The organism is Roseisalinus antarcticus (genome assembly GCF_900172355.1).
Taxonomy (GTDB): Bacteria; Pseudomonadota; Alphaproteobacteria; order Rhodobacterales; family Rhodobacteraceae; genus Oceanicola; species Oceanicola antarcticus_A.
Genome location: NZ_FWFZ01000010.1, coordinates 31,598 through 56,678 on the forward strand (window position 1 = coordinate 31,598; position 25,081 = coordinate 56,678).

A 25,081-nucleotide genomic window follows, 5' to 3' on the forward strand; every position below is an offset into this window, starting at 1 on the left:
CGGTCGCGGCCCGCCCGCCATAGAGCAGGTCGGTGCCCATGCCCCCGTTCAGCGTGTCGTCGCCGTCGCCCCCGATCAGCAGGTCGTCATCCGCCCCGCCGCGCAGGTAGTCGCCGCCGCCGCCGCCGCTGAGCGTGTCGCGGCCGCCGCCGCCGAACAGGAAATCTCCGCCGATCCCGCCAAAGAGCCCGTCTTCGCCGGCATTGCCGTTGAGCCGGTCGGGCCCGCGCCCGCCAAAGAGCTGGTCGGCCCCGGTGCTGCCGTTCAGCGTGTCGGCGCCGTTGCTGCCGCGCAGCAGGTCGTTGCCCGCCCCGCCGCGCAGGTAGTCGCCGCCGCCGCCACCGTCGAGCGTATCATTGCCGCCCCCGCCGCGCAGGTCGTCACGGCCGCCGTCGCCGCTGACGGTGTCATTGCCGTCACCGCCGCGGACCGTCTGGGTGCCGCCGGGACGGGGGCCGCCACCGGTGACCGGCGCGTCGTTGCCTTCCCCGCTCGATCCGCCCGTGCCACCGGAGCCCGCGCCGGCGCCACCGCCATCGCCACCGCCGGACGTTGCCGCAACCGTGAACTGGAAGGTGTCGGAGGCGACTGCGGTGCCATCCGTCGCCAGAAGCTCCAGCGCCAGCGGGGTCGCGACACTGCCCGGGGCAGTCCCGCTCAGCGCGGTACCGTCAAAGCTCATCCAATCCGGAAGCGGCAGGCCGTTCGCGAGACGCAGCGCCAGCATCAGCGGATCGCCGTCCACATCCTCGAACACCGAGGCCGGGATGGCGATGTCGAAGGCCCCGCCGCCGGTCACGGTCTGGTCGGCGAAGGGCGCGACCACGGTCGGCGCGTCGTTGACCGCCCGCACCGTCAGCCGGAAGAGGTCCGAGATCGTCGCGGTCCCGTCGCTCGCCGAGACCCGGATGTCGAGCTGGCCGTTAAAATTCGCGGGCGGCTGCCCGGCAAGCCGCAGGGTCTCGGTATCCGCCGACAGCCATCCGGGCAGCGGGCTGCCATCCGACAGGGTCAGATCGAAGCTCAGAGCCTCGCCGTCGGGATCCGAGAACAGGCCCTGCTGCAGGGTGATGTCGAACGCCATGTCCTCGGTCACGAAGCGGTCCGAGAAGGCGCCGCCGAGGACGGGGATGTCGTTGACCGCCTCGATGTTCAGGTCGAAGTCGCGGGTCGTGGTCTCGATCCCGTCGGTGGCGCGGGCCTGCAACTTGAGGGTCCCGTTGAAGTTCTCCGGCGGGTCCCCGATCAGGCCGAGCGTCGCGGGATCGAAGCTGAGCCACGACGGCAGCGCGGCGCCGTCCGCCTGGACCACCGAGATCGTCAGCACGTCGCCGTCGATGTCCGAGAAGGCGTCGCCGGGCAGGGATTTCGCGAGCCGCGTGTCCTCGGTCCCGAAGATGTCGGGCAGGCGTCCGATCACCGGGTCGTCGTTGGCCGGATCGAGCAGGACCGTGACCTCTCCCTCGGCCGCGGCGCCGGTGCTGTCGGTGATGGCATAGCGGAAGCCGGCCGTGCCGTTGTCGCGGTTGAGGTCGGCGTCGGGGGTGAAGACGACATTTCCCAGACCGTCGAGCGCGACCGTCCCGCCCACCGCGTCCGACACGCCGGTCACGGCGCGGGGATGCCCGTCGGCGTCGCTGTCATTGGCCAGAAGCGTCGACAGCGGCGTGGTCAGCACGGCGTCTTCGGTGCCCGTCAGCGTGTCGTCGACGGCCACGGGGTCGTCGTCGACCGGCAAGACGTCGACGGTAAAGCGGCCCTCAATCTCGATGCCGGACGCGTCGGTGATCACGTAGCCAGCACTCAGGATGCCATTGGCGTCGGGCCCGGCATCAAAGCGGATCTGGTCGCCCTCCATCGACACTCTGCCACCCGAGACCCTGACGAAACTGATCGGGTCGCCGTTGGGGTGGATGTCGTTCGCCAGCAGGTCCGCCGGGTCGATCAGCAGGCTCTCGCCCTCGCTGATCGGGCCGAAGGCGTCGGGGAAGGCGATCGGCAGGGCCTGGTCGGTGGTCACCCCGATCAGCACGTCGGCCCGCGCGGTGCCGCCGTTGCCGTCGCTGATCCGGTAGGAAAAGCCGCCGTTGCCGAAGAAATCCGCGCGCGGGGTGAAGGTCACGGTGTCGCCGGTCAGCTCGACCGCGCCGTTCACCGGGTCAAGCACGCCGGTCAGGCTGAGGCCGTCGCCCTCGGGGTCGGTGTCGTTGTCCAGCAGGGCGGCCACGTCGATCTCGATCGCGGTGTTCATCGCGGTGAGGTACCCGTCGTCCTGCACGCCCACGGGGTCGTCGTTGATCGGCGCATAGCTGACGGTGATCTCTCCGTCCGCGGTCAACCGGCCGTCGGTGATGCGGTAGCCGACCGTGATGTCGCCCACGAAATTCTCGCGCGGGACCAGTTCATAGCTGCCGTCGGGCAGCAGGTTCAGCACCCCGTTCTCGACGTCGGGCAGGAAGCGGACGAAGCTCAGCTCGTCGTCGTCCGGATCGGTGTCGTTCGCAATCAGATCGGCCTGCACGAGGTTGATCGTGGTATCCTCGTCCTCCGCGAAGCTTTCCGGGCGGGCGATGGGCGCACGGTTGGTGCTGGCCAGCACGACGGTGACCGAGCCGGTGTCCTCGCCGTGGATATCGTCGGTCACGACGTAATCGAAACTCGCTGTGCCGGCGAAATCGGCATCGGGTGTGAAGGTGATCGTGCTGCCGTTCAGCGCGACGCTGCCGTTCGCCGCGTTCAGCACCTGGACCAGGGACAGCGTGTCGTCGTCGATGTCGGTGTCGTTGGCCAGAAGGGCGGCCGCATCGATGACGACCGGGGTGTCCTCGAACCCGGTCACGCGGTCGTCGACGGCCACGGGCGGCTGTTCGGTGGCCAGCACGTCGATCCGGACTGTGCCGGTGCCGGTCGCCCCGTCCTCATCGCGGATCGTGTATTCGAATAGCGCGGCGCCCGCGAAATCGGCCGGCGGAACGAAGGTGAATTCGGCCTCGGCGTTGCCGTCCACGGGCAGTGCGACGGGCGTCACATGGGTTTCCGTGGCCCCGGTGGAGGTCACGAGGATATCCAGCCGGTCCACCAGGGTCAGCGGCGGGGTGCCCGAAAGCGCGCCGGTGTCCGCGTCGATGCTCAGCCAGTCGGGCAGTGCGCTGCCGTCCGACAGGGTCGCCGCATGGGTGACACCCGCGCCGAGATCGGGGATCGGCGGCAGGTCGGCGCGGATCTCCCTGGTCACGACGGACAATGTGCCATCGGTGACCGGGCCCAGACCGGTCAGCCAGACCGGGCCGCCGTCGGGATCGGTGTCGTCGTCGAGCAGGTTCAAGATCGAGAAGGACAGCTGGTCGATGTCCAGCACCTCGAAGGCGTCATCGCCCGCGACCGGGTCGTCAGGCAGCGGCAGGACGTTCAGCACCACGGTGGCCGGCGTGTCCTGCACGGCGTCCTTGGTGTCGCGGGCGGTATAGCTCAGCACGATCCCGCCGGTGAAATCGTCCGGCGCGTCGATGCCGATGAAATCGTCCAGCGGCGTGATCGAGATCCCCGGACCGGCCTTGGTGTCCAGCAGCGGGTCGATCACCAGCGGCATCACCAGGGCGAAGGCCGGGCGATCCGCCTCGGTCGAGGCGGTGACGTCGACCCGCGCGTCGATCCGGCCGACCCAGGCATCGGGCGGGGTGCCGCCGAAGCGGCCCGAGGCGGCGTCGAAGCTCAGCCAGTCCGGCAGCGGCGAGCGGTCTGCGGTTTGCGCGTCCAGATCCTCGTCCCCGGCCAGCGGCAGGGCCATCAGCCCCAGCGCCTCGAAATAGGGATCGACCGCGAAGAGGTCGTTCAGCCGCGGATCGAGCGGCGCGAAGGGATCTATGGCAACCTCGATGCCGAAGGCGGGCGCCCCGGCATCCTCAGGTGTGAAGCTCACGCGGACGCGGGTGATATCCTCCTCGGCATCGGGGGCCACACCGGTCAGCGACAGGCTGCGGGTGCTGTCGTCGAAGGTCAGCCAGGCCGGCAGGTCGCGGCCGGTGGATTCCGCAGCGCTCCAGCTGCCGGTCCCGAGCGGCGCAAGAAGGGCTGTTTCGGACCAGACGACGCCGGTCGCAAGCCCCAGGCTGTCGGCGGGGTCGATGGTCAGCAGCTCTGTCCGCGCGACCGGCGCGCCGCCGGCCGGATCGGCATAGGCGAAGACCAGCGCCACGTCGAACGGCGGAGCGGTGTCATCGGGCGCAACCCCGGCAAAGCTGAGGGAGGCGGCATCGAACGACAGCCAGCCCGGCAGCGGGCTGCCATCCGCGAGCGTCGCGGTGACGCTGTTGGATTGCGGCAGGGTGATCGTCACCGGATCGCCGGTGAAATCCGCCGGATCGAGCTGCGCATCGACGGAGTGCTCGACCTCGTCCCCGGTCATGCGATTGATGTCCGTGAGGCTCAGCGTCACATCGACGGGGGGCGCACCCAGCGGTGGCGTGCCGGCAAAGCTGGCCGTGGCCGCATCGAAGCTCAGCCAGTCGGGCAGCGGGTCGCCGCCTTGCAGGGTCGCGCCGGTCGCCAGCGTTTCGATCACGAGCGGCGTCTCGGGGGCGAGCGGCCGGTCGTAGATCACCGGCTCGGGTGAGATCTCCACCGGCCCGGCCGCCAGATCGAACGTGTCGAGGACGAGGGCGCGTTCGACCAGCACCGTCTCGCCGCTCAGCAGGTCGGGTCGGGCGAAGGTCACGATGATGCCGACGGGACCGGCGTCCGCCTCGGGCGGGGTGCCACTGAAGGTGAGGCCGCCCGCATCGAAACTCAGCCAGTCGGGCAGCGCGCTGCCATCGGCCTGCCGCACCCCGATCGCCTGCGCCTGGGACACGGTCCCGACGTCGGACAGGCCGCTGCGGTCCAGCGCCGGACGCAGGGCGAAATCCACGTTGACCTGGCCCAGCAGGGTCACCTGCTCGAAGAACAGCACATCGCCCTCGTCGTCGCCGTCATTGGCGAATGCCTCGGCGGCGGTGACCGACAGGACCGTGTCCTCGTCCGCCCAGAGCACGTCGTCGCGGATCATCGGCGGGTCGTTGCGCGGCACGATGTTGACGGTGACGACGGCGGTATCCTGGTCCCCCTTCTCGTCCTCGAGGATATAGGTGAATCGGGCCGGCCCGTTGTAATCCGCCCGCGGGATGAACAGGATCGACCCGGTACCGTCGTATTCGACGCGGCCGTTCTCGGGGAAGCGTTCGATGCCGACGATCGAGATCGCATCGCCGTTCCTGTCGCTGTCGTTGGCCAGCAACAAGGCAGTGTCGATCAGCAGCGGCGCGTCCTCGAAGGTCTCGAGCTCGGGCATGTTGCGGTCGTTGACCGCGGTCGGCGGATCGTTGAGCGGGCGCACGCGCACCTCGACCCGGCCCGAGCCATTGGCGCCGAAACTGTCGGTCAGCTGGTAGGTGAAGGCGGCATCGCCCAGGGCTGCGCCGTCAAAGGCGACATGGGTGGCCGCGTTGCCCGTGGCGGCATTGCCGCCGGCGTCGGACAGGAACACGCTGCCGTTCGACCCTTCGGTCACGCCGGTCAGGGTAAAGCTGTCGCCCTCGGGGTCCTCGTCGTTGCTGAGCAGCGCGTCGATCTCGAACAATGCGGTCTGGCCAAGCCGCGCGACCCGGTCGTCTCGCCCGCCGCGCGGGCCATCGTTGACCGGCGCGAAGGTCACCTCGACCTCGGCGGTCGAGGTCAGCCCGTCCGGGTCGGAAATCGTGTAGCGGAAGCCCGCAAAGCCGAAATGGTCGCGCTGAGGGTTGACCGTCACGACCCCACCGAAAATGCCCACGTCGGCATAGGAGCCGGTCTTCAGCGCGCCCGGCGCCAGCGGCAGGCCGTCCGCGCCGATCAACGGCGCGAACCCGATGATCGAGAGGTCGTCGCCGTCGATGTCGCCGTCGTTGCCCAGCAGATCGGCGATGTCGATGGTCAGCGGCGTGTCCTCGATGCCGAGGATGGGACCGTCGTTGTTCGCTTGCGGCGGGTCGTTCACGGGCAGGATGTTGACCTCGACCCGCGCGGTCGAGACGCGTCCGAGTCCGTCGGTCACGTCATAGTCGAAGAAGGCGTCGCCGTTGACGTTCTCTGCCCCCAGGAAGCGCACGTTGCCATTCGCCAGCAGTTCGACCGTGCCGCCCGAGATGGCGGTCACGCCGGTAATCGTCAGGTCGTCGGCCCGGTCATTCTCTGTCAGCGCGGCGGCGGTGATCTCGAGCGGCTCGTCCTCGGTCGCAAAGCGGATCAGGTCGTCCTGGGCGTTCAGCGCCCGTTCGCTCGCCAGCGTCGCGATCAGGTCGCGATCCCAGATCGTGCCGTCCTCGAACACCACCTGCTCGATCCCGGTCTCGGGCCCGGCGAAATGGTTGGTGACAAGGACGCGGTCGGTCAGGATGCCTGCGCCCTGCTCGATCTCCAGCGTCAGGCTGTCGGAGCCGCCCTCGCGGACCACGCTCACATCCGAGGCGGCGATGCCGGGGCCCATCAGGATCCGGTCGATGTCGCCCGTGGCCCCCTGGTCGTCGATCGTGTCTTCGCCGGTATCGAGCGCCTTGACGTAATCGTCCGAGCCCGCCGCCCCCTGCATCAGGTCGTCGCCGCGATTGCCGTCGAAGGTCTCGTCCCTTGCGCTGCCGATCAGGGTGTCGTTCCAGACCGACCCGATCAGCGCCTCGATCGAGGCATAGGTGTCGCCCGCCGCCTCGCCCTCGGTCCCCACGCCGAGCCCGAGGTCGACGCTCACGCTTTCGTCGGCGTCGGCGAAGTTCGCGGTGTCGATGCCGCCGCGGCCGTCGATGCTGTCCGCGCCGCGCCCGCCGGTCACGGTGTTGGCGGCCGCGGTGCCGCGGATGGTGTCGTCGTGGAACGAGCCCTCGACGATCTCGATCGAGGTGAAGCTGTCGCCGGCGGCATCGCCCGAGGAGGCGGTGCCGCTCTGCATGTCGATGGTGATCCCGACCTCTGACGTCAGGAAGGACGCCGTGTCGATGCCCGCGCCGCCCAGGTGATTGTCCGCCCCGCGCCCGCCGACCAGCACGTCGTTGCCGCCCAGTCCGCGCAGCTCGTCATCGCCCCGGCCGCCGAAGAGGGTGTTGGCCGCGCCGTCGCCCTCCAGCAGGTCGTCGTGGCCCGAGCCGATCAGGTTCTCGATCCGGTCGAGCGTGTCGCCCTCGGCCTGGCCGCCCGCGGCGGTGTCGGCGATCAGCGAGATCTGGACGCCCGAGGCGCTCTCGGAGTAATCCACGGTGTCGTTGCCCGCGCCGCCGTCCAGGCTGTCGGCGCCGAGGCCGCCGTTCAGGATGTCGTCGCCGATCTCGCCCAGCAGCGTGTCCGCGCCGCCCCGGCCCACCAGGCTGTCGTTGCCGTCGCCGCCGCGCAGGGTGTTCTCGCCGCCGTCGCCGAAGAGGTCGTCATCGTATTCGCTGCCGACGAAGCCCTCGATCCCGAGGAAACGGTCGCCCTGGGCATGCCCGCCCTGGCCGATCCGGGTCTGCAGGTCGGCGCGGACGCCCACGTTGGAGCCGTCGAAGCTCGCAAGGTCGATGCCGTCGCCGCCGTTGATCAGATCCTCGTCGTCGCCGCCGATGATGAGGTCTTTGCCGCCCTCGCCGAAGATGTCGTCAGCCCCGGACAGGCCGAAGATCGTCCGGTCCTCGGCGCCGCCGAACAGCAGGTCACGCGCCTCGGTCCCCACGATGGTCAGCTCGACCCGGTCCTCGATGGTCACGGCGACGGTGCCGTCATCCTCCAGATCAGTCGGGTCGGCGAGGATGTAGTCGAACGCGGTCTCTCCGGCGAAGCCGTCGGCGTAGCGGATGACGACGAACTCGTCCTCGTAGACCTCGGCGGTGCCATCCTCGGTGGAACGGATGCCGGCGAAGTCCAGTGCGCCCCACTGGTTTTCGGGCATGTCCACGTCGCTGTCGTTGAGCAGCAGGTCCGAAATCCGAACCACCAGCGGCACGCCGCGGGTGCCGGTGGCTGTGTCGTCCCCGGCGGTGGGCGTGTCGTCCTGGGCGATGATCTCGACGCTGACGCGGCCGGTGTCGCTGCCGTGCCGGTCATCGGTGACGGTGTAGGAGAAGCTGGCAAGGCCGTTCTGGTTCAGCAGCGGGGTGAAGACCACGTTGCCATCGGCGTCGAGCGCCACGCTGCCCTTGTTGCCGGAGCCCTGCCCGACGCTGACCGAGGTGATCCGCATCGCGTCGCCGTCCACGTCGATGTCGTTCGACAGCAGGGTCGAGGCGAGGAAGGTCTGGGGCGCGTCCTCGAACAGCGTCACCGCATCGTCGAGGGCGACGGGCGGCGCGTCGGAGGTGGCCAGGAACAGCATCGAGACCACGGCGTCGTCGGTGGCGTTTTCGCTGTCCTGCACAAGGTAGCGGAAGGTCGCGACGCCGGTGAAGCCGGGATCGGGTGTAAAGGTGATCTGGTCGCCGTCGCGCACAGCCAGGCCGTCCGTCGCCGCCTGGACCGACACGAAGCTGACGGTCGCGTCCTCGGGATCGCTGTCGTTCGACAGAAGGTCCGCGATGTCGATCACCAGAGGTGTGTCGCGGGTGCCGTCGAGGAAGAAGATCGACGGGTCGGAATGGCTGTCGTTGCCCGCCCTGGGCGGGTCGTTGACGGCCAGCACGTTGACGAAGACCGTCGCCTCGGCGGTCACCCCGCGATCGTCGGCGACGGTGTAGGTGAACTGGCCCTGTCCGTTGAACCCGGCCCTGGGATCGGCGACGATGACACCGTTGAGCTCCAGCTCGATGTTGAGGCCGGTGCCGCCCCGTGCCGAGACGATGACCAGGTCGCTGCCGAGGGGCGAGCTGTCGTTGGCCAGAAGCTCATCGCTGGAAATCGCGAGGGGCACGCCCTCGTTGGTCTCGAAGGTGTCGTCGCCGGGCTGGGGCGGGTCTCCGGCGGCGGAAACGATCACCGGAACGATGGCTGTATCCGTCCCCCCGGCCCCGTCGCTGACCGCGTAGCCGAAGCTGCTGGTGCCGAGGAACCCGGCGTCCGGCGTCAGGATGATGTCGCCATTGGCCCTGAGCTCGACCGTCAGGTCGTCGCTGCCGGTCACGCCCGTGATCGTCACCCGGTCGCCGTCCGGGTCGGTATCATTGAGCAGCAGGTCGAACTGGCTGAAGGTCAGCTGCTGGTCGAGCAGCAGCTCGATCCGCGCGTCGTCATTGGCGACGGGGTCGTCGTTGACCGGCGTGACGGTGACATAGACCGTCGCCTCGCTCTGGCCGCCTTCGGGCGTGTTCGCCTCGTAGCGGAAGCTGGCGAGCCCGTTGAAATCGGCCGCCGGGGTAAAGACGATGGTGCCGCCGGTTCCGGTGCTCACGCTGCCGTTCTGCGCGCCGAATACGCGGCCCACCACCATCTGGTCGCCGTCGCTGTCGTTGGACAGCAGGCGCAGCGGCTCGATCGTGAGCGCACCGTCCTCGACCACGGCGAAGCCCTCGTCATCACGCGCCAGCGCCGGCGGGGTGACCCGGACAGAGGCCGTGCCGGTGGCAAAGCCGCCGACGCCGTCGGTCACCGTATAGGTGAATTGCGTCGCGCCGCGGAAGCCCGCGACCCCGGTCCAAAGGACATTGCCGTCGCCGTCGATCTCGGCCGTGCCGTTCGCCCCGCCGTCGACCGAGATGATCTGCAGCTCCTGCAGGTCGGCGTCGAAATCGTTGCGCAGCAGCGCCTGCGGATCGAGCCGAAGCGCGCTTGCCTCCTGCACCGAGAAGATGCCGTCCTCGACCGCCACGGGCGCGTTGTTGTCGAGGATCGTCAGAACCTCGGCCGAGGTCCAGACCGTGCCGTCCGAGAAGCGGACCTCTTCCACGCCGGTGTCGTCGGTGGACAGGAAGTTATGGATCGTGACCGTGTCGCCCGAGGTGGCGAAGCTGAAGACGATCGCGTCCGACCCCTTGTAGAGCCGCGAGACCCCGGTCTCGAGTGCGTTGAAATCGGGCAGCGACAGGATGTCGAGCGTATCGGCGGACTGGTCGTCGATCACCTCGTCGCCGTCGCCCTGGCGCACGACATAGGTGTCGTTGCCCCCGTAGCCGATCAGCAGGTCATTGCCGCCCCCGCCGGTGAGCGTATCGACCCCGTCAAAGCCGCGGATGTTGGCATCGCCCGGTCCGGCGGCGAAGGCCAGCACCGCCGTGCGCATCTCGGGCGTGCGCCACTCGGTGCCGTCCGAGAACTCCACCACGTCCACCCCGTCGGTGTCGCCCTTGAGGGCGCCCGTCAGCAAGATCCGGTCGGTCGCGCCCGGCATCCGCAGCACCAGGTCATCGCCGTCGGCGGGGCTGCGCCCCACGTCGGCAAGCTCGCCCGGGGCGATGTCGAGCAGGCGCAGGCGGTCCTCGCTGTCGCCGCCCTCGTCGGTGATGCGGTCGTCGCCGTCGCCGCGGCGCCAGATGTAGACGTCGTCGCCCGCACCGCCCAGTTGCAGGTCGTCGCCCCCCATCGCCTCAAGCTGGTCGCCCGCGCGGCTGCCCAGCAGGATGTCGTCGGCATCGGTCGGCTGGCCGAGGATCAGCTGGCCCTCGATCTCTTCGATGGTCAGGGTCTCGCCGGTGTCGGCGAAATGCACCTCTTCGATGCGGACAGAGGTGGTCGCGACCAGCCCGCGCACGACGGTGATCTCGTCGCCGCTGTCGGGCAGCCGCACGACGAGGTCCTCGCCGTCGCGCCCGCGCCGGGCAAAGCCCACCTCGGAGGGTGCGTAGCCCCGGATCTCCAGCCGGTCGATATCGGCCGATGAGCCCTCGTCGCGGATCACGTCGATGCCGTCGCCCCGGGTGTAGACGTAAAGGTCGCTGCCCCGACCGCCGAGGGTGAGGTCGTCGCCGAGCCCGCCCTCGATCGTGTCGTCCTCGGTCGTGCCCTCAAGGCGGTCGGCGCCGCTGGTGGCCTCGTTGCGCAGGGCGAGGGTCTCGAAATCGCTGCGGGTCCAGGTGGTGCCGTCGTCGAAGACGATCTCGTTCAGCCCGCGCGAGCTGAAGCCCGAGAACGACCCGCGGGCGGTGATCAGCCCGCTGTCGCCCGCGTCGGGCGCACTTTCGAGGATTTGAACCAGAAGGTCGCCGAACAGCCCCTCGGACAGGACCACCTCGTCCGGCGTCAGTCCCAGCAGCAGCAGCCGGTCGGTGTCGCCGGTGTCCGTCTCGACGATCAGGTCGAACCCGTCGCCGCGGCGATAGAGATAATCGTCCGACCCGTCGCCGCCCGACAGCACGTCGTCGCCGGCCTTGCCGTCGATCGTGTTGTCGTCGTCGCTGCCGATGATCCGGTCGGCGAAGGGCGTGCCCGCATCCGCGAGGATCGCGGCGGCGATGCCCGTCCGATCGATGGTCGAGCCGTCGCCGAATTCCACGATCTCGATCCCGTCGTCATCGTCGGCGCCCTCGGTCAGCATGCGTTCGAGCAGGATCGAGCCGCCATCGCCCGCGCCGGCCGCCGTTTCGGCGATGGTCAGCAGGATACCGGCGGGGGTCGCCGCGAAACTGACCGCGTCGGGGGCGATGTCGGTCAGGATCAGCCGGTCCTCGTCGCTGGCGAACCGGTATTCGGCCACGTCGATCAGCCGCATGTCGCCATCGCCACGGGCATAGCGATAGGTGTCGTCGCCGTCGCGCCCCAGGACGATGTCGTCGCCGGTCCCGGGGGTCACGTCGTCATTGCCGCGCGAGGCGGCGATGAGGTCGTCAAGCGGTGTCGAGGCTGCGTCGATCACGCCCTGCATCAGGGTGCGTACCGCCACCTCGGAGCCGTCGCTGAAGCGCACGGTCTCGACCAGGCCCTGGTCGTCGTTCTCGGTCGCGAAGGCCCGGACAAGGCGCACCGACCCGGCGGTCAGCCCGGTGCCGGTGTCGACGGTCAGCAGAAGGTCCTCGCCCTGGCGCGACGCCAGCAGGTTCGCGGGCAGAAAATCCGGGAATTCCAGCACATCGGGCAGGATGTTGTCGTAGTCGATGTAAGAGTATTCGCCGTTCTCGACGATGACGTCGGCGCCATCGCCATTGCGGTAGACATAGAGGTCGCCCGCCTCGGTGGTCTCGAAGCGGTCGTCGCCCGCGCCCATCTCGTAGGTCAGCGCGGGGCCGGCGTTGCGGACAAGGTTGTCACCGGCATCGAGCAGCCTGGCGGCGAAGGCCTCGGCAATCTCGGTCTGGCCCCAAACGGTGCCGTCGGCAAAGGCGATGCCCGCCAGAAGCATCTCTCTGTCGCCATTCGCAGGATAGCCGTCCACGATCCGCAGTGACCCGCCGTCGTCCGCGCCCGCGGCGCTTTCAGGGATCTTGATCACAAGGTCGTCGGCCTGGCGCAGGATCTCGATATCGGCCGGCGCCAGGTCGGTCAGATCAATCGTCAGGTCCGAATCGTAGGACCGCACAAGCACGATGTCGTCGCCGTCGCCGCGGGCGTAGGCCAATACGTCGGCACCTGCCGCCCGCAGGTCGACCGCGTCGTCGCCTGCACCGGGGGTGACGGTCTCGCCCCGGGGGGTGCCAAGGATAATGTCGTCGCCTGCTGTGAACTGGCTGGCCAGAAGGGTCGACAGAATGCTGCCATCTGTCAGGACAGTGCCGTCGTCCAGTGTGACCGTCACGCCGGCCCAGGCCGAGGAATAGCTGAAATAGTCGCGCAACTGGATCTCGCCCGCGTCCGAGCCATCGGGCAGCGTCGCCGCGATGGTCAGGACCAGCGCGTCATGGCGCCTGACAAAGGACAGGTCGGCCTCCAAGACAGACCGCAGGACGATCAGCCCGGCGGGTGGGCCCTCATAGCTCTGGTCTTCCCAGGCATCGTTGCCGTCGCCGCGCGTGTAGATATAGGTGTCCGTGCCTCCTTTGCCGCGGGCCCCGTCGTTGCCCTGACCGGGCTCGATTGTGTCGGGGCCACTGGTGCCTTCGATGAGATCCGCAATTGGCGTGCCCGCCGGTGCGCCGCCGGGGACAGGCAGGGCGTCGAGATCCATGGCGGTCCAGATCGTGGAATCCGAGAACACGATCTGATCAACCCCGTTGGGAATGAGCGTTCCCTCGCCGCCCTCGAAGTCATTGTATTCGCGCATCCTCAGGGCGAACTGGCCCCCGTCGCCCGCGCCGGGGGCGCTTTCGCCATAGGTGACACGATAGGCAAGATAGCTGACATACTCGGCGAACAGGATGTCGCCCGGCAGCAGGTCTGTCAGGGTCAGCGTGTCGGTGTCGGTCTCGTCCAGACTCCCATTGTCAAGAAAGCTGTCGGTCCCGTCGCCGCGCGCATAGGTAAAGGCCGTCGACCCTTCGTCGCCGTAAAAGACAGTATCACGCGGCCCGTTGGCTGGTGACCAGGCCCCGGTGGCAGGATCGATGAGTTCAAAGAAATCGGTGGGCAGCCGTGACAGGATTTCGGCATCGTCCCAGACAGTGCCGTCGTCAAAGGTCACTTCGCCAAAGCTGATCGCGAATGACGCCGGATCATAGATGAACCGGTATTCGGGTCTGTCGTCCAGCGTGACCGATCCCCCCCCGGCAAAGCTGAGGATCGCCCGCCCGAGGATCGCATCCCAGCCGACGGTGACGTCGCCAGGCGCAATCCCGGCCAGGTCCAGCGTGTTGGCGGTGGTTTCGGCGTCGTCGACGATCAGGTGGTGGCCGTCGCCCGCGGCATAGAGATAGGTATCCGCCCCGTCCCCGCCATAGGAGACGTCGTCGCCCAGCCCGCCGGTGATGGTGTCATTGCCGCCCCCGGCAGTAATCAGGTCATTGCCGCCCTGGGCGTCGATCGTATTGTCGGTCTCGTCTCCGGTCAGGTCGTCCGGGCCCGGCCCGGCAACGATCGCCGTCTGCGTCCGCAGGTCTTCGGCGGTCAGCGTGACACCGTCGGAAAAGGCAAAGGTCTGTATCTGGTTGCGATCGCCGCTGGCGAACATATCGTCAACGGTCAGCGATCCGGCACCGGTCAGGAAGGTCAGGACCAGAGAGTCGGGGTTCAGCGGGTCGCGGTTGGCGATGACATCGGTCGAGGCGAGATCAGGGAAGTCGACAATATTGACATCGGTGCCGACCTGCGCGGTGCTGTCGAACAGGATGTCGTGGCCGTCGCCCAACTCATAAATGTAGGTGTCCGAGCCACGGAAATCGCGACGTGCCTCGTCGGCGGGCGAGCTGTCCCATGTATCGTTGCCCGAGCTGCCAATTGTCGAGACCGGACCCGCCTCGGCCAGCATCGGCACGGCATTGGCCTCGATGTCGGTGCGGTTCCAGACGACGGGTGTCGCGCCGCCGCCAAAGACGATCTCGTCAATGGACGAGCTTCCGCCGACGATCCGGATCTGTCCGCGTTCCCCGAGGATGTTCAACGTCAGGCTGTTGTCGTCGCCAAAAAGTTCGCCCCAAAGGATGATGTCGGCAGGTGTCAGGTCTGGCAGGGACAGTGTCTGTCCCGTGATGTTGTCAATGGTGTCGATCCCGTCGCCGGGGCGGTAAACGATCGTATCGCCGCCAAAGCCGGTGCTGATCTCGTCAAAACCGCCGCCGGCCTCGATGGTTTCACTGCCGCTGTCGGTGGCGATCCGGTCGTCGCCTTCGGTCTTCGGGATGGAGGCGGCCATGCGCGCGTCCAGATCGTTGCGCCGCCAGACTTCGCCGCTTTCGAACTCGATCTGGTTGATCCTGTGCTCGGTTGCCGTGCCCTGGTCTAGCCGGATGCTGTCGGTCGATCCGGCGAAGGTCAGCACCACGGACCCCGGTTGGCGAAGGTCCTGGTTGACCGTCACGTCCTCGGGGAAATGCCCGAAGATTTGCAGCGTGCTGCTGCCTGAATCGGCGACGAAGACATCCTGCCCGTCGCCCGCTCGGAACACATAGGTGTCGTTGCCGCCGCCATTGTCGACCACGTCGTTGCCGGTCCCCGGCTCGAAGGTTTCGGTCCCGTCGAAACCGGTCACGCGGTCGTCGCCCGCCGTCTGCTGGGCGTCGATCAGGCCCTGAACGATGTCGGCGCGGGTGAGGATCGCATTGCCGTCGTCGGGCAGTTCGATGGTTTCGACGTGGTCAGGCGCATAGCTTCCCAGCTGGCGGACGATGACGATCCGGTCATCGGTCCCGACGAAGCGGATCTCGAGATCGTCCGGATCCGAGGGCGACTGGACAAAGATCAGCTCTGCGGCGGTATAGCCCCGGATCTCGATCACGTCGGCGTCCTGCTGGAACGATCCCTCGCGGATCACGTCGCGCCCGTCGCCGCGGGTGAAGACATAGCGGTCCTCGCCCCGGTCGCCGGACAGCAGGTCGTCGCCGCCCTCGCCCACCAGAAGGTCCGGGCCGTCGGTGCCGTTCAGGGTCTCGTTGCGGTCGGACTGGCGCTGCCCCTCCAGCGCGATCAGGATGTCGCCGATGTCCCAGGTCGTGCCGTCTGCAAACACGAACTCGGTGATCCGGCCTGAATTGGTGTCGAAGCCGTCGACGATGGTGATCTCGTCGCCGGGCAGAAAGCGCAGTACCAGGTCGTCGGGCCGGTCCGCATAGCGCACGACCGTCAGGTCGAGCGGGCCGTAGTCGCGCAGCACAAGACGGTTGGTTTCCGACGAACGACCGGAATCGTCGATGATGTCGCGGCCGTCGCCCCGCGAATAGATGTAGGTGTCGGCGCCGTCGTCGCCGTCAAGCCGGTCCGGTCCGGCCAGTCCTTCGAGCGTGTCGTCGCCATCGCTTCCCGACAGGCTGTCGGCGAAGGGGGTGCCCTGGCCGACCGTCATCGCGAACAGGGCGTCGCGGCTGAATTCGGTGCCGTCGGTGAAGGCGATCGTGTCCACCCCCTCGGGCAGGTAGCGCAGCAGGATCTCGTCCTCGGTGCCGTCGAAGGTGATCAGCAGCTCGTCGCGGTCCTGCACCGGCCGGCGGACGATCATCTCGTCGGGGCGGTAGCCGGTGATCTCGATCCTGTCGTTGCCTTGCGCGTCCGCGATCACGTCGCGGCCATCGCCGCGCTGGTAGAAATAGGTGTCGTCGCCGCGCCCACCCTGGATGTCGTCGTCGCCCTCGAGCCCGGCGATCGTGTCGTCGTAGCGCGAACCGGTGATCGCGTCGTCGCGCTCGCTGAACTGGCTGGCGACACCGGCGGCGATCAGGTCCTCTCCGGTCCAGGTGACCTGGTCGGCGAATTCGATCTGGGCGATGTTGCTGTTGGTCAGCGCCCCCTTGACGATCACGCCCTCGCCGGTCTCGGCGAAGGTGATGGCGATGTCGGGCCCGTCCAGGTCGACCCGCCGCACCTTGGCGTTGCTGGAAGATTGGTCGGCGAAGATCAGCCGGCTCTCGCCGCCCTGGCCGCGGGTGTCGATGATGTCGATGCCGTTGCCGACGTAGTGCACGAAGGTCTTGTCGCGGTTGCCCAGGATCACGTCGTCGCCCGCGCCGGTATCCAGCGTCAGCGACAGCCCGTTGCGGGCGTCGATCACGTCGTCGCCGTCGGTCGATTGCTGCACCACCAGCAGGCGGGTCACGGTGTCGGCGTCGATCTCGGTATCGTCGCCGGGGTCGGCCGCGTCGCCCTCGAAGACGAATTTCTCGATCCGGTCGGCAGCAGTGCCGCCGGCGCCCTGCAGGATGATCAGCGTGTCGTCGATCCCCGCGAAGCGCACCAGCAGATCCTCGCCCTGCTGGCTGAAGCGGATCATCTCGCGCACGATGCCGGCGCCGAAGACCACCGCGTCGATGCCGCCGGTGTCGCGGACCGAGTTGTCGCCGTCGCCGAGGTTGATGCGGTAGGTGTCGTTGCCGCCCAGCCCCTCCAGCGCGTCATCGCCAAGCCCGCCAACGAGGGTATCGTCGCGGTCGTCGAAGCCGGTGATCTCGTCGGTCCCGTCGGTCCCGGTGGTCATCGCGTTGCGGATGTCCTCGAGGTCCCAGATCGTGCCGTCGGCGAACTCGAACCGCTCCACCTGGCGGGTGGTGAGGCCCTGCACGATGGTCAGCCGGTCCAGCCCGTTGCCGAGATCGAGGATCAGGTCCTCGCCGTCGCGCAGGACGCGCAGGTCCTCGACCCGCACAAGGCTACCGAAGAGCACGGTGTCGATCGCGCCGGCGTCGGGCGTCTCGCTTTCCACAACGCGGTCGAGGTCATAGGCCCCGTCGAAGACATAGGTGTCGCCCGCATTGCCCCCGATCAGGGTGTCGTCGCCCTGCCGCCCGTCGAGCACGTTGGGGTTCGTGGTGCTGCCGGTGATCTCGTTGTCGCCGTAGTTGGCGCCGTCGATGGCCAGCTCTTCCTCGACATCGGCGATGGACTTCACCTGGCCGCTGGCGAACTCGAACAGCTCGACCCCCTCGCGGATGCTGGCGAACTGGTTCTGGATGCGCAGGGTGTCGACATGGCCGGCCAGGGTGATGAGCAGGTCGTCCCCGGCCCGCGAAAAGCTGACCATCGCCTCGGTGACGCCGGGGCCGAACAGGACCCGGTCCTCGGTCTCGGCATTGCGCCCGCCGCGGTCGGTCCAGGCCACGCGGGCCTGCACGTCGACGATGAGGTCCTCGCCGTAGCCGATGCCGAAGCGGTAGGTGTCGCCATCGGATTCGCCGATCAGCGTGTCATTGCCGGCAAGCCCGTCGAACAGCTCGGCAAAGTCGCTGCCGCGCAGCGTGTCGTCGCCTGCGGTGCCGATCACGTCGACCTGGTCGGGGTTCAGCGCCGTGAACTGGACCACCTGGTCGGAAAACACCAGCTCGTCGATGGCGTTGGCCTGCTGGCCCTCGCGGTTGTACTGCCCTTCGAGCCGCAGCACTTCGCCCGAGGATTTCAGCGTCAGCAGCAAGTCGCGGCCGTCGCGGTCGATCACCACGTCCGCCAGGGCAATGTCGCGCAGCTCCACCCGGTCGAAGCCGCCGGTGTCGAAGATCGTGTCGTTGCCCGAGCCTTCGTACCAGATATAGGTGTCGCCCGCCCCGCGCCCCTCGAGCCGGTCGTCGCCCTCGAGCCCGTTCAGGATGTCCGCGATATCGAAGCCGTAGAGCGTGTTGTCACCGGCATCGGCGGACAGGTCGATGACATGCTGGGCCAGCTTGGCGTAGTCCCAGACCACCCCGTCGCCGAAGCGCAGCTCCTCGATCAGGTCGGTGAAGCCGAGGATCAGCGTCTTTTTGTAGCTGTCCTGCAGGATGATCCCGTCGTCGGGGCTGTCGGTCAGACGCAGGGTGATCGTGTCCGACGGGCCCTCGCGCTCGAAGGTGAGGTCGGTCCAGCCGATGCCGTCCTGGAACTCGACCGCGTCGTAGCTGGCCGAGAACAGGTCGAGCGCACTGTCGTCGATCACGTCCAGCCCGTAGCCCCGGCCGAAGATGTAGACGTCGTTCTGCTCGCGCCCCGACAGCACGTCGTCACCGGCGCCGCCGTCGAGGACGTCGGCGTTGTGGTAGCCGTAGATCACGTCGGAGCCGTCGGTCTTCGCGTCCTCGATGATCGACTGCATGATGTCGGACTGGGTCAGATAGCTGCCGTCCTCGAACGTCACCCGCTCGATCGCCTCCTTGAAGATCAGGCCGATGAAGGGCGCGTTGAACCACGAGAACTGCCCTTCGATCGTGATGACATCGCCGGTCCCGGCACCGGTGTCGTCAAGCACGACGATGCGGGCGTCGTTCGATTGCCCGTCCCGCTCGAACCGCAGGTTGTCCTCGGTGATGTCGCCGAGGACCTGGACCATGTCCAGCTTCTTGACCGGGTCGTCGGTGGCGCGATCGTTGCTGTCGATGATCCGGTCCTGGCCGTCGCCCTCGCGGAAGATGTAGATGTCGCCGTCGCGGCCGCCGCGCAGCACGTCGTTGCCCTTGCCGCCCTCGATCACGTCGCGCGACTGGGTGCCGACGACCACGCCGGGCGCATCGTCGGGCTGGCTGACGGCAAAGGCCAGGTCCCACCAGTTCCACATCTCGCCATCGGCCCAGATGAAGCTGCCGACGCCGGTGTTGTTGGCAAAGTTGTAGCCGAACAGCGGGTCGATCAGGTCGCCCAGGAACTGGTCGCGCACCCGCAGCGTGTTGTCGGTGCCGATCACCTCGAACACCAGGTCAAGCCCGTCGACGCGCGCCGTGACCTGATCGGCGGTGTAGGTGGTAAAGCGCAGCTCGTCGGTCTTCGGCGCATCGACCAGCGCGACCTCGACATCGTCGATCACGTCGTTGCCGAAGTCGCCGCCGACGAAATAGATATCCGCCCCCGCGCCCCCGCGATAGGTCTGGTCGCCGCCGCTGAGATAGATCCAGTCGTCGCCCCTGGTGCCGTCGATCAGGGTGTCGGTCGCGACATGCTCGATCAGCTTGTCCTGCCGCAGGCCCAGCGCGTTCATGATCGCGGGCAGGTCAAGGACGGTCGGCTGGGTCTCGTAGGCGGGGATCAGGTTCTCGAGGACGAAGGACTGGTCCTTCTTGACCGTCGCGGCAAAGAAATCGTCGGTCGGCGTGATGTAGAAATCGGGATAGATGACCTGCAGGATCTCGTGCCAGCCCTGCAGGTACTCGGTCGCCCCGACCTCGTCACCCGGCGCACCGGCGAGAACGGCCTGAAAGATCGGCTCCAGCTCGAAGCTGGTGGCGGCGCTGAACCGGTCGCTGTCGGCGTCATAGCTCAGCCCCTCGGCGAAATCCTTCAGCCCGGTCTGCAGCGCCAGCCGCGCGGCGAAGCCCCGCGAGGTGTTGATGTAGCTTTCCATCACCAGGTCCATCAGCTCGATGGCCGAGGGGATGATGGTGCCGTCGTATTCGCCGGTATTGCCCAGCTCGATCGCGTCCTCGGGGCGGAACGCGCCCGTGGTGTAAGAGATCATGCCCGTGTCGGGATCGGTGTCGGCCTTCATGATCTCGGGCTGGAAGGCGACCCCGTAGAGGGTCGTGGCGAAGTGCAGCTGTCCGGCGGTGACGGTCTCGACCCGGTAGAAGCTGTCGTCGGTGGAGCCGAGCTCGTCCAGCCTGTCGAAGTCGATCTCGAAGTTGCGCAGCTTGAAATCGCCAGCGCGGCCGAGCTTGTCCTGCAACTCCAGCGCCCGGTCCAGGTTGCGCGCCCAGACATGGAAGCTGCCGTCGGCGTCGGTCACCTCGACCGAGTAATCCACCGCCTCGCCGTCGATGAAGTTGATCGCGATGGCCGGGACTTCGGGATCGGCGTAGCGGTTGAAACCCAGCGCCTCGACCCGCCATTCCTGGCCGTCGGGCGGCGCCATGGCCAGCAGATCGTCCAGGGTGGGCGCCGCGATGGGCGACCCGCCCGCGCCGGTGATCGGGGTGCCGCTGGCCAGCTGCCAGGAGCCGTCGGGCTGTTCGATGCCGTAGTCGCGGACCTCGGCCCGGTCGCCCACGATCTCCACGAGGTAGGGCGCCGCCGTCCGGTGGGTCAGCGCCGCGCCCCGGTCCTGGGGCGACCACAGCGCCTCCATCTGCCAGGCGCCATCGGCCGGGCTTTGGGCCATCACGTCGGCCAGGGTCGGCCGGTCGATGACCAGGCCGCCGCCATCGCGCAGCGGCGCGCCACTGGACAGCTCGTACCAGCCGCCGGTGTCGTCCTCGCGCCAGATCGCCCAGTCGACAAGCGCGCCGTCCGCCGCCAGCAGCACCGGCGTCAGCTCCTTGGTGCGATAGAGCGACTGGCTCCATTCCCCGAAGATCGGCGTGGCCTTCTCGCGGATGTCGGCCAGGTCGGCGACGGTCATGCCCGCGGTCGCCTCGTAGACGGTCCGCGACAGCATCAGGTCGTTGGACATGGCGACCGCAAGGTTGGTCATCGACCCGATGCCCTTGCCGTCGGGCGTGTCGTCGCCCTCCAGCCAGGGCGCGATGCCACGCTCGCCGCGATAGATAGAGATGGCGCGGTTGGTGTCGAACAGCACCTCGGTCACGTTGCCCGTGGTGCCATCGCTCCAGGTAAAGGTCGATTCCGCGGCAAAGACGTTGTCGAACGCCTCCACCCCATCGATATCCGTGGCGCCCGCGACATCGAACGAGATGATCCCCAGCTCGGACAGGGTGAAAAGGTCGAGCTCGTCGACGCGGCCGTCCTGGTCGAAATCGCGCCAGACGCGCAGCTCGGACCAGACATCGTCGGCGGCGTCGATCACCCCGTCGGAATTGCTGTCATAGGTCGCAAGCTCGTCGAAGCCCGAGACGCCGGGCGCCCCGAACATCTCGGTGATGTCCTCGATCTTGCCGTTGCCGTCCTTGTCGAGCACCAGAAAGCCGTCGTCGGGCCGGATCCAGCCGCTGCTTTCCGAGAAGAAGTCGCCGTCCATGTCGAAATAGACGCCGTCCTCGCGCTGCATCGTCTCGATCCCGTCGCCGTCGAGATCGAGGACCAGCGGGTCGTCCGCGCTTGACCAGATGAAGTTCTTGGCCATCTGCAACATGGCTTGCGCCTGGGTGATGACCGCGCCCCAGATCAGGGTGAAGATCGACAGCGCAAGCTCCTGAGCGCCGCCGCCGGGGCCGAAGGTCCGGAACACCATCCCGAGATCCCCGGCTTCGGGGATGCCCCACTTGGTATCGACATAGCCGCCCTGGTCATAATCCTGCACGACCATCGCCGGCGAGGCGTCGCCGGACTGTTCGGCTGCGTCGCCGATGCCCACCGTGTCGTAGATTTGGTTGTAGACCAGCAGCTGGTTGGAGGTCGTGTTGCCGTAGAAGACGAAAGGCAGCGTGTAATCCATCGCCAGGGAGTTCTGCGCGATGGTCGCCAGGAACGCGACGACATCGGCCGCGCTCGCCCCCATGATGGGCAGGTTGGTGCCGCCGCCCACGGGGATGCCGAACAGCTCGAGCACGTCGACCTCTTCGGCGTCCATGACGAAGGAGCCGGGCCAGAACCAGAAGGCGTCGAGCTTGCCGTCCCCCTGCTCGTCCCGGTTGCCGCCCCAGAGCTGGCCCTTGACGGCGGAGTTGAACAGCAGGTCGCTGCCGTCGCCGCCCACGAGGACGGTTCCGATGCCGCCGCCCGCCAGCAGCCGGTCGTCGCCATCGCCCCCCTCGACCCGTGCGCGGAATTCCTGCGCGGCGATCGTCTGGCCATCCTTGTCGGTCATGCCGCCGTCGACCGTGTCGATCGTGGCATTGGCCGGCTGGTTCTCGGCGTTGTTCCAGATGACGACGTCGTTGCCCTTGCCGGCTTCGACGACACCCCACAACGGCGCACCCGCGGAATTCGTGTCGGCCTGCCACGACATCTTGTCGAAGTAGTCGCTGGGGTTGTGTTCGGAATTGATGAAGAAGATGTCGTCCTTGTCGGTGCCGACAAAGCGGTGCGCCCCGACGACGACCGCCTTCGATCCGCCGCCGTTCGCCGCGGTCGCCTCGATCTCCTTGTTGGTGCCGCTGAGCCAGTCGACGAGCTTGGCGGCCTCGGCCTCTTTACCGGCCCTCGACAGCTCCAACTTGCCGTTGTCGGAGGTCTTGGTCGAGAACTTGCCGTTCACGAAGGTGACGCCGGTCGACATCTTGGAGAAATCGACCGTGTCGAAATCGTCCTCGGTCACCTGCTCCGGCGCGAAACGGTTGAAGTCGATCAGCAGCGGCGTCGGCTGACTGTTGACCAGCCAGTCGTTGACCGCCACCGTGTCTTGGCGGTGGGTCAGCAGGACACGTTCGATGTCCTTGATCGTGTCGACCTCGGTGTCGAGCGGATCGGTGAACTGGACGCCCATCCGGGTGGCGCCCGGCACGGTGAAGCTTTCGCCGAAGATGAACAGCAGCACGCCGCTGGCGTAGATGTCGCTCTCGTCGTCCCAGTTCCACTTGTCATAGCGGGCGGTGTCGTTGCCTTCGCTGCCGTGCAGCGTGTCTGCGCCGTAGCCGCCGCTGAGATCGTCGTCGCCCTTGCCGCCGACAAGACGGTCTTCGCCCTCGTTCGACTTCAGCCAGTTGTCCAGCGCGTTGCCGATCAGCATGTCGTTGCCGGCCTGGCTCAACGCGTCCTCGATCTCGACGCCGCTTGCGATGTTGTAGCCGCCGCCGATGGAGACCTTGGTCGCGTTGTCGTAGAGCCCGGACATGTTGCCGGCGCCGATGGTCAGCGGGTTCGCGATTTCACCGGCGACTGTCCCGTTGACGGTCAGCTGATACTCGATCTCCCGCAGGTCGGCGAGCAGATCGGTCATGTCGCCGGTCAGCGTTTTCTGCATGCTCGCGGGGTTGAGGTTGATGACCGCCTGCATGCTGCCGGTCTTGTACTCGATCCGGTCGCGGTCGCCCGCGCTGTCCCAGATCCCCATGTAGCTCTCGCCGATCGAGGCGTAATTGTCGCTGAAATCCAGGTCCAGCGCGTCGGTGGCCGGGTCCGTCATCACCCAGCGGCTGTCGCCGGTGGCGTTGGGCTTGACGCCGTACATGTTCTGGACGGCGGTGATGTCGAGCGCCATCGGCGCGGCCGTCTTGCCCTCGGTGTCGAAAGTCGCGGTCGTGTTCGTGTAGTTCCAGGTGTAGGACATGATCGTATGACGCATGTCCAGGTGGGCGGGCTGGCCGCCGGGATTGCCGGCGTTGAGCGCGATCGTTCCGCGGCTCTGGTTGTGGGGATGCGACAGGCCGAGGGCATGGCCGAACTCGTGCACTGTCACGTAATGGGCATAGCCCGCGCCGCCGGGATCGACGACCAGCGGCTTGACTGCCGAGGAATCGTAGCCTGACGGATTGCTGTAGTCGCTCTGCAAATAGGAGTCGCCGGGATCGGGGGCACCCGGCAGGTTCATGAACGCACTGTTCATGTCGACGTCGCCGATCCAGTAGTTCGTGACGGGCAGGAATGTCTCTGCCCAGCTGATCTGGGCGACCCGGGTCCAGGTGTCGAAGGACTCGCCGATGAAAGCCTTCAGCGCCGGGGCGATCGCCTGGTCCCGAACCAGGGCCGGCGTGTAGTTGCCGTTGAGCGCGGTGATGAGGAGCCCGCGCTCGTAGAAAAAAAACGTCGAGCTCGTTGGCTCCACGTAATTGACGGTGATCGTGCCGTCCCATTTCCAGTCGCCCTGGAGGTATTCCAGAAAATCGGCGTTGCTGCCGACGCCCGAGGATTGCGATGCTGTCATTTTTCGGCCTCCGCCTCAGACACCGACTGGGCGCCCATTTCGCGTAGCGTGTCCGCGCCGATCATCCCGGTCACCAGCGGGTGAATGCGCAGATCGCCGCCCTTCGTCAGCTTCTTCATGTTCGCCATCACCCGGCGCGTCATGTCCTGGCTCGGGGCGATCACGTCCAGCAGCCAGTTGATCTCGCCGCTGGTCCAGTCGTCGGGCTCGAGCCGCAGGGGAAAGACCCCGGCGCGGATCTGCTCGCGGATCTTCGCGTCGACCTGCTCGGACACGCTCGCCCAGATCACGGCCCCGGCCGCGCCGTCGATCGGGGTCTGCCCCTCGGTTGTCTGGGCGAGGGCGACACGGTCGCGCACCAGCGGGTCCAGCAGGACGCGTTGCAGTTCCGCAAGGCTGAGGTGGCGGTAGCGGGGCAGGACCATCATCGCCAGGACGACCTGCCCGAAAGCGGTCCGCAGGCGCTCGCGAATCGCCCCCACATGTTCGAGGTCCTGCTTGCTCGGCGCGTCGCCGTTCTTGTCCGACGCGCCTTCCGTCAATTCATCAGCCATAAGAAATCACTTCGAAACGTGGACGAAGAATCCGATCAATGGCTCACCATAGTCGGCGAAAATCCGTCGCGATAGCAATAATGTCATCCGCCGTGCGGGCCGGCCCGGACCCAGTGCCGCCGCGGTTCGCCGACTTGCCGGCCTCACCAAGCCCATGATTTCGCACCCCGGGCGGCGCCAGTTGAACGCCCGTCGCCTCGCTTCGCGCGTCGGGTGGCGCCCAGCGCGGCGGACCTGCGCATCATTTGAGCGCATGAATCCGAGATTTGCGGACGCCGCTTAACCCCAGGTTAGGACTCCGGTCGCTAAGCAGGTCAGGCGACTTGCTCCGGAGGAACCAGACGATGACCGACAGCAACAGACCCCTGATGCCATTGTGCGCGACATCCCCTCTCGCGGAGCCTGCCGCGTGAGCCGTGCAACCGCCCCCGCTTCCGCCTGCCAGGGCACCTGCCCCGACTGC

1 protein-coding gene and 1 pseudogene are annotated in these 25,081 nt (G+C 67.5%); both read right to left on the bottom strand.

What is annotated here, in order from left to right:
- Window positions 1-22: 22 nt before the first annotated feature.
- A pseudogene (locus tag ROA7023_RS11315) lies at window positions 23-24,064 on the bottom strand (tandem-95 repeat protein); the annotation flags it as partial.
- Entirely contained in the window at window positions 24,061-24,618 is a 558-nt protein-coding gene (locus ROA7023_RS11320; protein WP_234992162.1) for a toxin-activating lysine-acyltransferase, read from the bottom strand. The pseudogene ROA7023_RS11315 and the gene ROA7023_RS11320, both read right to left, overlap by 4 nt.
- Between the last annotated feature and the right edge of the window lie 463 nt (window positions 24,619-25,081).

Excerpts from the sequence above, each read along its gene's own strand:
- ROA7023_RS11320 (WP_234992162.1), bottom strand. The coding sequence starts at position 24,618 with ATGGCTGATGAATTGACGGAAGGCGCGTCGGACAAGAACGGCGACGCG.